This is a genomic window from Frigoribacterium sp. PhB118 (assembly GCF_003751725.1).
Taxonomy (GTDB): domain Bacteria; phylum Actinomycetota; class Actinomycetes; order Actinomycetales; family Microbacteriaceae; genus Frigoribacterium.
In genome coordinates, this window is sequence record NZ_RKID01000001.1 from 348,948 (window position 1) to 362,515 (window position 13,568).

The 13,568-nt window shown below is 68.7% G+C and carries 11 protein-coding genes; all 11 read right to left on the reverse strand.

The features are described from left to right. Positions 1 to 55: 55 nt before the first annotated feature. Positions 56 to 970 carry an SDR family NAD(P)-dependent oxidoreductase gene (locus EDF21_RS01570; protein ID WP_056045248.1) on the reverse strand — a complete coding sequence of 305 codons (915 nt, stop codon included), beginning with the start codon at positions 968 to 970 and terminating at the stop codon, positions 56 to 58. After that, positions 960 to 3,026 carry an excinuclease ABC subunit UvrB gene (gene uvrB / locus EDF21_RS01575; protein ID WP_043592809.1) on the reverse strand — a complete coding sequence of 689 codons (2,067 nt, stop codon included), beginning with the start codon at positions 3,024 to 3,026 and terminating at the stop codon, positions 960 to 962. The genes EDF21_RS01570 and uvrB overlap by 11 nt, the downstream gene beginning before the upstream one ends. Before the next feature lie 10 nt (positions 3,027 to 3,036). Continuing rightward, positions 3,037 to 3,687, reverse strand: coding sequence for a dephospho-CoA kinase (gene coaE, locus EDF21_RS01580; RefSeq protein ID WP_056045251.1), 651 nt, complete (start codon positions 3,685 to 3,687; stop codon positions 3,037 to 3,039). A 78-nt stretch (positions 3,688 to 3,765) separates the two neighbouring features. After that, positions 3,766 to 5,214, reverse strand: coding sequence for a 30S ribosomal protein S1 (gene rpsA / locus EDF21_RS01585; protein ID WP_043592805.1), 1,449 nt, complete (start codon positions 5,212 to 5,214; stop codon positions 3,766 to 3,768). A gap of 168 nt (positions 5,215 to 5,382) precedes the next feature. Beyond that, on the reverse strand, positions 5,383 to 7,074 hold the full coding sequence (locus EDF21_RS01590; protein ID WP_123570082.1) for a DUF885 domain-containing protein: 1,692 nt from the start codon (positions 7,072 to 7,074) through the stop codon (positions 5,383 to 5,385). A gap of 125 nt (positions 7,075 to 7,199) precedes the next feature. Beyond that, on the reverse strand, positions 7,200 to 7,469 hold the full coding sequence (locus tag EDF21_RS01595) for an HPr family phosphocarrier protein (RefSeq protein ID WP_043592801.1): 270 nt from the start codon (positions 7,467 to 7,469) through the stop codon (positions 7,200 to 7,202). Between the two features lie 26 nt (positions 7,470 to 7,495). Beyond that, positions 7,496 to 7,960 (reverse strand): PTS sugar transporter subunit IIA, encoded by a 465-nt coding sequence (locus EDF21_RS16955; protein WP_056045258.1) that lies wholly within the window; start codon positions 7,958 to 7,960, stop codon positions 7,496 to 7,498. A 2-nt stretch (positions 7,961 to 7,962) separates the two neighbouring features. Then, a complete protein-coding gene (locus EDF21_RS16960; protein ID WP_054146078.1) occupies positions 7,963 to 8,271 on the reverse strand; it encodes a PTS lactose transporter subunit IIB in 309 nt (102 codons plus the stop codon). 47 nt (positions 8,272 to 8,318) lie between these two features. Then, the gene (locus EDF21_RS16965) at positions 8,319 to 9,515 is read right to left on the reverse strand and encodes a PTS mannitol transporter subunit IICB (RefSeq protein WP_056045261.1); all 1,197 of its coding nucleotides are present in this window, start codon (positions 9,513 to 9,515) and stop codon (positions 8,319 to 8,321) included. Positions 9,516 to 9,628: 113 nt separating this feature from the next. Continuing rightward, entirely contained in the window at positions 9,629 to 10,390 is a 762-nt protein-coding gene (locus EDF21_RS01615) for a DeoR/GlpR family DNA-binding transcription regulator (protein ID WP_056045263.1), read from the reverse strand. A 404-nt stretch (positions 10,391 to 10,794) separates the two neighbouring features. Continuing rightward, positions 10,795 to 13,467, reverse strand: coding sequence for a DNA polymerase I (polA, locus tag EDF21_RS01620; RefSeq protein WP_056047436.1), 2,673 nt, complete (start codon positions 13,465 to 13,467; stop codon positions 10,795 to 10,797). Between the last annotated feature and the right edge of the window lie 101 nt (positions 13,468 to 13,568).

Genomic DNA, 13,568 nt, shown 5'->3' on the forward strand with positions numbered 1-13,568 from the left:
GACACTCGTCGTCGTGGCGGGCGGGCCCGCGGGAGGTGCAGCCGGCGGCGCGGGGTCAGGGGGCCGGGGACGAGACGGTCGGATGGACGCCCGTCAGGCCGGCGGACACCTGCCACAGACGCGATGCCACCGACTCGTCACGGCTGTGACGTTTCGCGGGCACGCGGGCCGGAGCGCCGGTCAACTGGAACCATCCGGCCGGACCCCAGTATTCCCCGCCGTGGACGTCTTCGCCCACGAGGGCGTGGACGAGAGGCTCTGCTCCGACCTCCTTGCCCTGGGAGAAGACGTGCATCATCGAGGTGAGGACGGCGGGAGGGCGGCGGGGCTCGACGACGGGCGGGCGCGGGTCGCTGAGCGAGTCCCACGAGAACCCCGGGTGGGCGACGACGCTGGAGACCGAGGATCCGGCGGCCCGGAGGCGACGGTCGAGGTCGAAGCCGAAGGTCATGACCGCGAGCTTGGAACGTGCGTAGGCGACCGCGCCGGAGTAGCTCGAGACCATCATGGGATCGTCCAGGTCGAGTCGCACCCACCGATGGCTGATGCTTCCGAGGTGCACGACTCGAGCCCGCCCTGCCGACTCGAGGGCCGGCATGAGGTGCGAGACCAGGGCGAAGTGGCCGAGATGATTGGTGCCGAACTGGAGCTCGAACCCGTCGGTCGTCGTCTGACGCCGACGGGAGCCGACGACGCCGGCGTTGGCCAGGAGGCCGTCGACCGGTCCGCCGGCGGCGATGGCGGATGCACCCGTGCGGACCGACGCGAGGTCGGCCAGGTCGAGGGCGACCGTGTCGACGTCCGCCCCGGGCACGCGGCTGCGGAGGAGATCGGCGGCCCGCACGGCCCTCTCGGCGTCGCGGGCCGCGAGGACGACCTGGTGACCGGCCGCGACGAGCCGCTCGGCGGAGTAATAGCCGAGCCCTGCGGTCGCACCCGTGACGACGACGCGTCGACGATCACCGGGCATGACCGGCCGCCTCCATCTGTCGCAGATCTTTCTTCAGGTCGGCGACCTCGTCGCGGAGCCGACCGGCCAACTCGAACTTGAGCTCGGCCGAGGCCTGCAGCATCTGCTCGTTGAGGTCGGCGATGATCGCTTCGAGGCCGTTCGCGGCGCTGGCGGCCTTGCCCTCGCGGCGGAGGTTCGGCGTGGGGGCGCGCTTGCCACCCTGGCGATCCGCGAGGAGGCGTGCGGTGTCGGCACCTTCTCGGGCCAGGACCTCGGTGATGTCGGCGATCTTCTTGCGGAGCGGTTGGGGGTCGATGCCTCGCTCGAGGTTGTAGGCGACCTGCTTCTCTCGACGACGATCGGTCTCTTCGAGCGCCTGTTTCATCGAGTCGGTCATCACGTCGGCGTACATGTGGACCTGACCCGAGACGTTTCGTGCCGCACGGCCGATTGTCTGGATGAGTGACGTGGACGAACGGAGGAAGCCCTCTTTGTCGGCGTCGAGGATCGCGACGAGCGACACCTCGGGGAGGTCGAGGCCCTCACGGAGCAAGTTGATGCCGACGAGCACGTCGTAGACGCCCTGCCGCAGTTCGGTGAGCAGTTCGACCCGCCGGAGCGTGTCGACGTCGGAGTGCAGGTAGCGGACTCGCACTCCGGCCTCGGTGAGGAAGTCGGTGAGTTCTTCGGCCATCTTCTTGGTCAGGGTGGTGACCAGGACACGTTCATCGATCTCGACCCGTGTGCGGATCTCTTCGAGCAGGTCGTCGATCTGGCCCGCGGACGGCTTGACCACGATCTCGGGATCGATGAGCCCGGTGGGTCGGATGATCTGCTCGACGACGCTGTCGGTGATGCCCAGCTCGTACTTGCCGGGCGTCGCCGAGAGGTAGACCTTCTGGCCGACCCGGTCGAGGAACTCCTCGAACTTGAGGGGTCTGTTGTCGAGGGCGCTGGGAAGCCGGAAGCCGTGGTCGACGAGGGTGCGCTTGCGCGAGGCGTCGCCTTCGTACATGGCGCCGATCTGGGGCACGGTGACGTGCGACTCGTCGATCACCACGAGCAGGTCGTCCGGGAAGTAGTCGAGCAGGCAGTGGGGTGCCTCGCCGGGCGACCGACCGTCGATGTGCGCGGAGTAGTTCTCGATGCCGTTGCAGAAGCCGATCTGTTCCATCATCTCGAGGTCGAAGGTCGTGCGCATGCGCAGGCGCTGGGACTCGAGGAGCTTTCCCTGCTTGTCGAGCTCGTCGAGGCGGGTGGCGAGTTCGTCCTTGATGGTGCCGATGGCGCGGTGCATGACATCTGTGCCCGCGACGTAGTGCGAACCGGGGAAGACCGAGACGGCGTCCATCGTCTTGACGACGTCGCCCGTAAGCGGATGGAGGGCGTACAGCGCCTCCACCTCGTCGCCGAACATCTCGATGCGGATGGCCAGTTCTTCGTACATCGGGATGATCTCGATCGTGTCTCCCCTCACGCGGAAGTTGCCACGGGAGAAGTCGATGTCGTTCCGCTGGTACTGCATCGAGACGAACCGCCGGATGAGCGTCTCGCGATCGATCCGCATGCCGACCTGGAGGGCGATCATGGCCTCCATGTAGCCCTCGGGGGTGCCGAGCCCGTAGATGCAGGAGACCGTCGAGACGACGATGACGTCGCGTCGGCTCAGCAGCGAGTTCGTCGTCGAGTGCCGCAACCGCTCGACCTCGGCGTTCACCGAGCTGTCCTTCTCGATGAAGGTGTCGGTCTGCGGGACGTAGGCCTCGGGCTGGTAGTAGTCGTAGTACGAGACGAAGTACTCGACGGCGTTGTTCGGGAAGAGCGATCGGAACTCGTTCGCCAACTGGGCCGCGAGCGTCTTGTTGTGGGCGAGCACGAGCGTGGGCCGTTGCACCTGCTCGACGAGCCAGGCGGTGGTCGCCGACTTGCCCGTTCCGGTGGCGCCGAGCAGGACGACGTCGGTCTCGCCGGCGTTGATGCGCCCCGCCAGTTCGGCGATGGCGGCCGGCTGGTCGCCACTGGGTTCGAATTCGCTGATGACTTCGAACGGGCGCACACTGCGGGTCGGTTCCATGGATTCCAGCTTAGGAGGGACCACCGACACTCGTGTCGTGGGAGGCCGCCTGCTTCGCCGCTGACAGCGAACGCAGACGGTCGTAGAGGTCGTCCGCCTGTTCCAGCGTGCTCTCGAGCGAACCGGAGGAGTCGACGACGAGGTCCGCCACGGCGAGCCGCGTCCGGTCGTCCGCCTGCGCGTCCACGCGACGCCGCGCCTCCTCGTCGTCCATCCCGCGGAGCTCGACGAGTCGCCTCAGGCGGACCTCGCGCGGGGCGTGCACGACGACGACCACGTCGAAGCCGTCGGTCCCCCGCGATTCGACGAGCAAGGGCACGTCGTAGACGACGACGCGACCCGCGTCGTCCGCGACGGCGTCGGACATGCGCCGGACCGAGAGCTCGTGCACGGCCGGGTGGGTGATCCCTTCGAGGTCACGGCGTGCAGCGGCATCGGCGAAGACGATCGCCCCCAGGGCGGCTCGGTCGAGGGAACCGTCGGGCTGCAGGACGTCGGACCCGAAGCGGGCGACGACGGCCTCGAGTCCGGCGGATCCGGGCTCGACCACCTCGCGGGCGAGGGCGTCGGCGTCGATGTGCGCCGCGCCTCGTTCGGCGAGTCGACGGGCCACGACCGATTTGCCGGCAGCGATGCCACCGGTCAATCCACAGACGAACACGACGTCGAGACTACGCCGGAAACGCCGGAAGGCGGCTCCCCCGAGGGGGAACCGCCTTCTGGTCGAGACCGGAGGGACTCAGTTGTTGTTCGACAGCTTCTCGCGCAGAGCGGCGAGCGACTCGTCGTCGGCGAGGGTGCCGGCGCCCGAAGCGGACTCGGCCGAGAAGGACGAACCCGTGGGAGCGTCGAACGTCGTCTCTTCGACGAGCGAGGCAGCGACCTGCTTCTTGTGGGCTTCCCAGCGCGCCTGGGCGGCAGCGTAGTCCTGCTCCCACTTCTCGCGCTGCGAGTCGAAGCCCTCGCGCCACTCGTTCGTCTCGGGGTCGAAGCCCTCGGGGTACTTGTAGTTGCCCTGGTCGTCGTACTCGGTGAGCATGCCGTAGAGCGCCGGGTCGAACTCGGTGCCCTCGGGGTCGACGCCCTCGTTGGCCTGCTTGAGGCTCAGCGAGATGCGACGGCGGTCGAGGTCGATGTCGATGACCTTGACGAACACCTCGTCGCCGACGGCGACGACCTGCTCGGCCAGCTCGACGTGCTTCGCCGACAGCTCGGAGATGTGCACGAGGCCCTCGATGCCGTCGGCCACGCGGACGAACGCACCGAAGGGGACGAGCTTGGTGACCTTGCCCGGAGCGACCTGACCGATCGCGTGCGTGCGGGCGAACACCTGCCACGGGTCTTCCTGGGTGGCCTTGAGCGAGAGCGACACGCGCTCACGGTCGAGGTCGACCTCGAGGATCTCGACGGTGACCTCCTGGCCCACCTCGACGACCTCGCTGGCGTGCTCGATGTGCTTCCAGCTGAGCTCCGAGACGTGCACGAGGCCGTCCACGCCGCCCAGGTCGACGAACGCACCGAAGTTGACGATCGACGAGACGACGCCCTTGCGGACCTGGCCCTTGTGGAGGTTGTTGAGGAAGGTCGTGCGGCTCTCGGACTGCGTCTGCTCGAGCAGGGCACGGCGCGACAGGACCACGTTGTTGCGGTTCTTGTCGAGCTCGAGGATCTTGGCCTCGATCTCCTGGCCCAGGTAGGGGGTGAGGTCGCGGACGCGGCGCAGCTCGATGAGCGATGCGGGGAGGAAGCCACGGAGGCCGATGTCGACGATGAGGCCACCCTTGACGACCTCGATGACCGTACCGGTGACGACGCCGTCGGCGTCCTTGATCTTCTCCACGTCGCCCCAGGCACGCTCGTACTGAGCGCGCTTCTTGGACAGGATCAGACGGCCTTCTTTGTCTTCCTTCTGGAGGACGAGGGCCTCGACCGTGTCGCCGACCTCGACGACCTCGGTGGGGTCGACGTCGTGCTTGATCGAGAGTTCGCGCGAGGGGATGACGCCCTCGGTCTTGTAGCCGACGTCGAGGAGGACCTCGTCGCGGTCGATCTTCACGACGGTGCCCTCGATGAGGTCGCCGTCGTTGAAGAACTTCAGGGTCTTCTCGACCGCGGCCAGGAAGTCATCAGCGGATCCGATGTCGTTGATGGCGACCTGCTTGGGTGCCTTGGTCGTTACGGTTGTCATGTAGTTAGTGCTCCAGTACGGGCATGAATCGGGCCGTGCTCGTCCCTCGAACGGTGTTCGGGAGGGTGTGTCGAACGCGGCGTGCGGAAATGTCGACGCAGATAGCGCTCGGTAATCTTAGCGCGGCGCCGCAGGTGTGGGCAACGGCGTGTCGCGGGTCGCGCCGACTCACGCGAGCAGTGCCCGCCTGAGCGTGTCGAGCCCGACCCCGCCCAGCTGAAGGGCGTCGCGGTGGAAGGCCTTGACGTCGAAGGTGGCGCCGTCTCGACGGGCGCGTTCGGCACGGAGGTCTTCCCAGATGCGCTGACCGACCTTGTACGACGGCGCCTGCCCCGGCCAGCCGAGGTACCGGTCGACCTCGAAGCGCACGAACTCGGTGTCCATGTTGACGTTGTCCGACATGAAGGCGAAGGCATTCGTCGCGTCCCACCGCCCGCCACCGCCGGGGAACGGCTTGCCGAGGTGGACCCCGATGTCGAGCACCACACGCGCGGCACGCATGCGCTGACCGTCGAGCATGCCCAGCCGGTCGCCCGGGTCGCCGAGCCAACCGAGCTCGTCCATCAGCCGTTCCGCGTACAGGGCCCAGCCCTCGGCGTGCCCCGAGGTGCCGGCCAGCTGGCGACGCCACGTGTTGAGCGTGGCCCGGTTGTGGACGGCCTGACCGAGCTGGAGGTGGTGGCCGGGGACCCCCTCGTGGAAGACCGTCGTCGTCTCGCGCCACGTGCCGAAACGGGTGACCCCCTCGGGCACGGACCACCACATGCGGCCCGGACGCGAGAAGTCGTCGCTGGGGCTCGTGTAGTAGATGCCGCCGTCCTTGGTCGGTGCGATGCGGCACTCGAGCCGGCGGACCGGCTCGGGGATGTCGAACTGGTCCCGACCCAGCTCGGCGACCGCGCGGTCGCTGAGCTCCTGCATCCAGGCGCGGAGTGCGTCGGTGCCGTCGAGCTGGCGTGCGGGATCGGCATCGAGCAGCTCGATGGCCCGGGAGACCGACGCCCCGGGTTCGATCCACCGGGCGACCTCTTCTTGTTCGGCCGTCATCCTGGCGAGCTCGTCGATCCCCCACTCGTAGGTCTCGTCGAGGTCGACCGTCGCTCCGAGGAACCGTCGCGAGTGCAGGGCGTAGGCGTCGCGCCCGACGGCGTCGTCGGCCGTCGCCGCGGGGAGCAACTCGTCGAGCAGGAAGCGTCGGAGGTCGACGTAGGCCTCCGCCGCCGACGAGGCGCCCGACGAGAGGTCCCGGCCGAGCGCCGTTCCGGGTTCGGTGCCGTCACCGAGCCGGGCGTCCCGCACGAACTCGGCGAAGAAGCCGTCGTCGGCACCGATGCGGGCACACTGCTCGGCCACCTTCTCGACCTGGCGCCGGGCGGGGGTGACTCCCCCGGCGATGCCCGCGCGCAACGTCTCGACGTACTGGTCGACGGCGGTCCGTACCCGGCCGAGGCGGGTCGCGACGTCGACCCAGTCGCGCTCGGAGGCGGTGGGCATGAGGTCGAACACGTCGCGGATGCCCTGGGCGGGTGACGCGATCACGTTGAGGTCGCGCAACTCGAGGCGCTGTTCGGCGTAGAGCAGCTCGAGCTCGAGCTCGCTCGTCAGGTCGTCCCGGGTGACCCGGTCGACGTCGTCCACGGGGGTGGTGGCCCGCAGTTCGGCCAGCGTGGCCCGGACGGCCTCGACGCGTCGGGCATGACCGTCGGGCGAGTAGTCGCCGTACTCGCCCGTCCGGCCCTCACGGCCGATCCAGGTCGCGGTCGTGGGGTCGAGCTCGCAGAGGGTGTCCACCCAGCGTTCGGCGACCCCGTCGACGGGGGTGGGCGTGCGAGGGGTCGGCGTCGTCGCGGCATCGGTCATGCCGACGAGCCTAGTGACGCAGGAGGCGCGGTGCAGGGGGCCCCGCACCGCGCCTCCTCGGCTCCCACGACGAACGGGACGCCCGCCGACTCTCGTCGGCGGGCGTCCCGTTCTGGTGTCGGTACCTACTCTTTGTCGAGGTCGGTCGCCAGGAGCGCGACGAGTTCGTCGAGGGCGGCCTCGGCGTTGTCGCCCTCGGTCGCGACGACGACCTCTTCACCGTGGCCGATGCCCAGCGAGAGCACGCCGAGGATGCTGGCGGCGTTGACGCTCTTGCCGGCCGCGGAGGTCAGCGTGACCTTGGCGCCGGTCTTGCCGGCGGCCTGGCTGAACAACGAGGCGGGGCGGGCGTGCAGCCCGACGCTCGAGGCGATGGTGACGGAACGTTCTGGCATGTCTTCTCCTCTGGAGGGGGTGGGGATCAGTCGTCGTCGTCGGTCGACGCGAGCAACTCGTAGACCTCGGCGGTCGTGGTCGACCCGCGCAGGGCGGCGGCCTTGTCGGGGTCCATCAGGATGCTGGCGAGCTGGCTGAGGATGGCGATGTGGCCGTTGCCCTTGGCGGCGATGCCGACCGTGACCGAGACCTCGTTGCCGTCCCAGTCGACCGGGGTCGGGAACCGCAGCACGACGAGGGCGTCCTCTTTGACCGAGTCCTTGCCGGCGAGGGTGCCGTGCGGGATCGCCACACCCTCGCCGACGTAGGTGGACACCGAGTTCTCGCGCTCGAACATGGCGTCGACGTACGACTCGTCGATCGCACCCGCGTCGATCAGGGCCCGACCCGTCTTGCGGATGGCCTCGTCACGCGAGGCGGCGACCTCGTCGAGTCGGATGGACGACTCCGCGAGGAGCGCCGAGAGCTCGGGTGCCTGCTGGTCGGTCATCGTCAGACCTCGACCGTCGAGCCGTCCTGGATCGCCTTGACGACCTTGGCGACGTTGGGGTCTCCCATGAACAGCTGGAACGGCACGACGGGCACGTTCGGCACGACGCCGCGGGCACGCTCGGCGAGGTTGTTCTGGGTGACGACGACGTCGGCGTCCGACGGGATCGACGCGACGGGCGAGTGCTCGACGGTGACACCGCTCTTCTTCAGCTGCTTCTTGAGCGTGGACGCCAGCATGACGCTGCTGCCCATGCCCGCGTCGCACGCGACGATGAGTTTCTTGATGCTGGAACCGTCGAGGGTTGCCATGACCTTCTCCTTGTGTGGTGGTGGTGCTGACTGGTGGTGCGGGCGGGCTAGGCGGTGGGTGCCGCGGTGCCCTTGCTGGTGGCCTTGTTGGCCGCGGTGGCGGCCTGGGCGTCGGCGAGAGCCTGCTCCTGTGCGGCGGAGTCCTCGGCACGGGCCTCGCGGTTCTCCTTGCGACCGAAGCCCATGAGGAGGGACGAGACGACGAACGAGACGGCCGCCGAGAGCAGGATACCCAGGTAGATCGGGAGAAGGTCCCCGCGGGCGGCGACGAGCGTGTAGGCGATGATGCTGCCGGGCGAGGCAGGGCCGACGAGCCCGACGTTGAACAGGGCGAACGTCGCGATGCCGGTCGCTCCACCGAGGACGGCGGCGACGAGCAGGATCGGCTTCATCAGCACGTACGGGAAGTAGATCTCGTGGATGCCCCCGAAGAAGTGCACGATGATCGCGGCCGGGGCCGAGGGGCGGATGGCGCGCGGACCGAAGAAGAGGTACGCGAGGAGGATGCCGAGACCCGGGCCGGGGTTCGACTCGAGCATGAAGAGGATCGACTTGCCGGCCTCCTGCACCTGCGTGCCACCGAGGGGGGTGAGGATGCCCTGGTTGATGGCGTTGTTGAGGAACAGGACCTTGGCCGGCTCGATGATGATCGACGCCAGGGGCAGCAGGCCACGGTCGACGAGGAAGCCGACGGCGCCGCCGAAGACGTTCGTGATCGCGGTGGTGACCGGGGCCAGGCCGAAGAAGGCGAGCACGCCCATGGCGCCACCGATGATGCCGAGCGAGAAGTTGTTGACGAGCATCTCGAAGCCGGACTTGATGCGGCCGTCGACGAGCTTGTCGAACTGCTTGAGGACCCAGGCGGCGAGCGGGCCGACGATCATCGCGCCGAGGAACTGGGGCACGTCGGTCGCGACGATGACGCCCATGACGGCGACGGCGCCGATGACGGCACCGCGCTGACCGTGGACCATGCGACCACCCGTGTAGGCGATCAGGATCGGCAGCAGGTACTTGATGATGGGACCGACGAGGCCGGGCCACGGGGTGCCGTCGGACATCTCGCCGAAGCCGCCGAGCTGGGGCACCGGCGTCCAACCGGTCTGGATGAACAGGGCCGTGATGAGGCCCCAGGCGATGAAGGCGCCGATGTTCGGCATGATCATGCCGGCCAGGAAGCCGCCGAAGCGCTGGACGCGCGCTCGGGCTCCCGTACCGGTGACGGTGGGGGTGAATTCGGACATGGTGACGACTTCTCCTTGTTTCTCTCAGCGACGAGAGGGGTGTGGGGTGATGGAGGTGGTGCGAGGTGCTGTGGTGCGTCGGGAGGGAACGAGGGGGGCCGGTCGGGGTCGCGTCATGCGATCACGACCCGGGGGCCGGCCTGTTCGACGTCGTCGGCCAGCTCGGCGTCCACGCCGGAGTCGGTGATGACGGTGTCGACGTCGGTGAGCGGTGCGACCTTGGCGAAGTCCTCGCGACCGAACTTGGTGTGGTCGGCGAGGACAACTGTGCGTCGTGACGCGGCGATGAGCGCGCGCTTGACCCGCGCCTCCGCCAGGTCGGGGGTGCTGATCCCACGCTCCACCGAGACGCCGTTCGTCCCGATGAACGCGACGTCGGCGAAGACGTCGGCGATCTGGGCCCGCGTCCAGTCCCCCACCGCGGAGTACGTGCGGGTGCGGATGAGGCCGCCGAGCAGGTGGAGCGTGACGTTCGGTCGGCTGATGAGGATGGTGGCGACGGCGAGCGAGTGGGTGACCACGGTCAGCTCCCGGTCGAGGGGCAGGAGTTCGGCCAGACGGATGGTCGAGGTGCCGGCGTCGACGATGATCGAGCCGCCGTCGGGCAGTTCGTCGAGGGCGGCCCGGGCGATGCGCTCCTTCTCGGACGCGGCCGTTCCCTCCCGGTCGACCACGGGAGGCTCGATGCCGAGGCGCTCGACGGCGATGGCGCCTCCGTGGACGCGGCGGAGGACGCCCCGGCGCTCGAGGGCGGTCAGGTCGCGGCGCACGGTCTCGGGCGCGACCGAGAGCTCTCGTGCGAGACCGGCCACCTCGACTCGGCCCCGGGACAGGGCCGTGTCGAGGATCTGCTGGTGACGCTCCGGTGCGTACATGGGAGACCTCGTCGTCGGACTGCACGGCCGCCTCGGGGGCTGACCGGTGGTGCGGAAGTGCGGAAGGAGTTCAACTGTTGTTGATCTGCGCTTATATAAGTCCGTTTGTGTGGCCCGGTCAAGTCTGTACCGCGTGTCGTGTCCGTTTGTGCCCGAGTGGGGCGTCGATTGGCTGCCCGATGGGCAACCGATGCCCGATGAACGGGCAGCACGTGCCCGAGCGGGGCCGCTCGGGCCGGGTCGTAGGACCCCGGGGACAGGAGGCGCGCGCAGAAGGGCAGGACGGACCGTCTCGGCGACGTGCGACGGGCGACGGGCGACGCGCGACGTGCGACGTGCGACGTGCGACGTCGCCGAGATGGACCTCAGGGTCCGTGGCCGTTCGGCGCCGCGGCGCCCGGGGCTCAGTGGGCCGCTGCGTCCCAACTCTCGCCGAGGCCGACGCTGACGTCGAGCGGCACGCGCAGGTCGGCCGCCCCGCTCATGCGCCGACGCACGATCTCGCGCACGTCGTCGACCTCGCCCGGTGCGACCTCGACGATGAGTTCGTCGTGCACCTGCAGCAGCACGCGCGACCCCATCTCTCGCTCGTCCAGTTCGGATCGGACACCGAGCATCGCGATCTTCATGATGTCGGCGGCCGAGCCCTGGATCGGGGCGTTCAGGGCGGCCCGCTCGGCGTTCTCGCGCAGGACGCGGTTCGGGGACTTGAGGTCGGCGAAGGGGCGGCGCCGACCGTAGATGGTCTCGGTGTAGCCGTCTTCGCGCGCCTGCTCGACGACGTTGCGGAGGTACTCCCGTACGGCACCGAACCGGGCGAAGTAGTCGGTCATGAGCTGGCGTGCCTCGGCGGTCTCGATGCGCAGCTGCTTCGACAGGCCGAAGGCGCTGAGCCCGTAGGCGAGGCCGTAGGACATGGCCTTGACCTTCGTGCGCATGGCCGGGCTGACGTCGGCGGGTTCGACCCCGAAGATGCGGGCACCGACGAACCGGTGCAGGTCTTCGCCCTCGTTGAACGCCTGGATCAGCCCCTCGTCGCCCGAGAGGTGCGCCATGATGCGCATCTCGATCTGCGAGTAGTCGGCCGTGAGGAGCGTCTCGTAATCGGGACCGTGCACGAACGCGGCGCGGATCTCGCGACCGACGGCGGCCTTGACCGGGATGTTCTGGAGGTTCGGGTCGACGGACGAGATGCGCCCGGTCGTCGTGCCCGTCTGGTCGTACGTCGTGTGGATGCGCGCGTCGTCGGCGATCGACTTCTCGAGGGTCTCGATGATCTGGCGCAGCTTCGTCGCGTCGCGGTGCTTCAGGAGCAGGTCGAGGAAGGGGTGCGGGTGCTTCTCCTGCAGATCGGCCAGGGAGGCGGCGTCGGTCGAGAAGCCCGTCTTGGTCGCTCGGGTCTTGGGCATCTGGAGTTGCTCGAACAGCACCTCTTGCAGCTGCTTGGGTGAGCCGAGGTTGACCTCGCGTCCGATCTCGGCGAACGCCGCCGCGGCCAGTTCGCCGGCCTGTTCACCCAGACGGAGCGAGAGCGCCTTGAGCGTGTCGCGGTCGGCGGCGACACCGGTGAGTTCCATGTCTCCGAGCACCGGCACCAGGGGCAGCTCGATCTCGGTGAGCACCCGACGGGAGCCCTCGTCGAGGGCGGCAACCAACGACTCGGACAATCGGAGGACGTACCAGGCCTCGGAGGCCACGTTGACGTCGTCGTCCGCCGACACGAGCTGGTTGGGATCGCCGACGGGCAGCGTTTCTCCCAGTTGCTCGTAGACGAGGTCGGACAGGGCGAACGAGGTGCGGCCCGGGCGCAGCAGCCAGGCGGCGATCCGCGGGTCGCCGGCGATGCCCGTCAGCGTGAGGCCGGCCCGCGACAGCGCCTTGTAGGCGCGCTTCGCGTCGTGGACCACCTTGGGCGTGGCGTCGTCCAGCCAGGCCTCGAGGGCCACGTAGTCGCCGCGACCCGCGGCCCAGGGCACGTACGCCGACTCGTCGAGGGACGAGATGCCGAGCCCGACGATGCCGTCCGCGCCGTACTCGACCGTGAGGCCGACGGGCTTCTCGGGGTCGGACGCATGCTTCTTCAGCCAGAAGGCCAGTTCTTCGTCGATGAGGGTCCGGACGACGGGGAGGCCTTCGGGGGCCGCCGTCACCGCTGTCTCACCCGCGTTCGCCGCGGAGGGCTCGGTCGATCCCGACAGGGCCAGGACGCGCTCGAGCAGGGTGCGGAACTGCAGTTTGTCGAAGAGCTCTCGGACGGCCGCCTCGTCGATCGCCCGGCGCTCGAGGTCACCCGGCCCCACCGGGAGCTCGACGTCGGTCACCAGCCGGTTGAGCCGGCGGTTGCGGATGGCGTTCTCTTTCTGCTCGCGGAGCTTCTGCCCGACGACGCCCTTGATCTCGTCCGCACGAGCGATGATCTCGTCGAGACCCCCGTAGAGGTTGATCCACTTGACGGCCGTCTTCTCCCCCACCTTGTCGATGCCGATGAGGTTGTCGCTCGTCTCGCCGACGAGAGCGGCGACCTCGGGGTACTGGTGGGGTTCGATGCCGTATCGCTCGAAGACCTTGTCGCGGTCGTACCGGGTGAGTTCGCTCACGCCGCGGGCCGAGGGATAGAGGAGGGTGACGTCGTCGTTGACCATCTGGATGGCGTCGCGATCGCCGGAGACCACCAGGACCCGGTACCCGTCGTCGCGACCGCGGCTCGCCAGGGTCGCGAGGATGTCGTCGGCCTCGAAGTCCTCTTTGGTGATCGTGGTGATGCCCATGGCGTGCAACGCCTCTTGGAGAAGCGGTATCTGGCCCACGAACTCGGGCGGGGTCTCGGACCGCGTGCCCTTGTACTCGGGGTACTCGCGGGTGCGGAAGGAGAAGCGAGAGATGTCGAAGGCGACGGCCAGGTGCGTCGGTTTCTCGGCCTTGAGCAGGCTGAGCAGCATCGAGATGAAGCCGTGGATGGCGTTGGTGTGCTGACCTTCGCGGTTCACGAAACTGTCGACCGGGAGGGCGTAGAAGGCCCGGAACGCCAGGGAATGGCCGTCGATGACCAGGAGGGTAGGCTTCGTGTCGTCCGTCACCACGTCAGCCTAGCGGGCACCCCCGACACCGTCGCCGGGCGCCCCGGTCCGATCCACCGGAGAACCATGAGCACTCCGTCCGCCGTCCCGAACGACGCCGA

Coding starts and splice junctions, on each gene's coding strand:
- EDF21_RS01595 (WP_043592801.1), bottom strand. CDS start 7,469: ATGCCAGAACGTTCCGTCACCATCGCCTCGAGCGTCGGGCTGCACGCC.
- EDF21_RS16965 (WP_056045261.1), bottom strand. CDS start 9,515: ATGTCCGAATTCACCCCCACCGTCACCGGTACGGGAGCCCGAGCGCGC.
- EDF21_RS16960 (WP_054146078.1), bottom strand. CDS start 8,271: ATGGCAACCCTCGACGGTTCCAGCATCAAGAAACTCATCGTCGCGTGC.
- EDF21_RS16955 (WP_056045258.1), bottom strand. CDS start 7,960: ATGACCGACCAGCAGGCACCCGAGCTCTCGGCGCTCCTCGCGGAGTCG.
- EDF21_RS01615 (WP_056045263.1), bottom strand. CDS start 10,390: ATGTACGCACCGGAGCGTCACCAGCAGATCCTCGACACGGCCCTGTCC.
- EDF21_RS01570 (WP_056045248.1), bottom strand. CDS start 970: ATGCCCGGTGATCGTCGACGCGTCGTCGTCACGGGTGCGACCGCAGGG.
- EDF21_RS01590 (WP_123570082.1), bottom strand. CDS start 7,074: ATGACCGATGCCGCGACGACGCCGACCCCTCGCACGCCCACCCCCGTC.
- uvrB (WP_043592809.1), bottom strand. CDS start 3,026: ATGGAACCGACCCGCAGTGTGCGCCCGTTCGAAGTCATCAGCGAATTC.
- rpsA (WP_043592805.1), bottom strand. CDS start 5,214: ATGACAACCGTAACGACCAAGGCACCCAAGCAGGTCGCCATCAACGAC.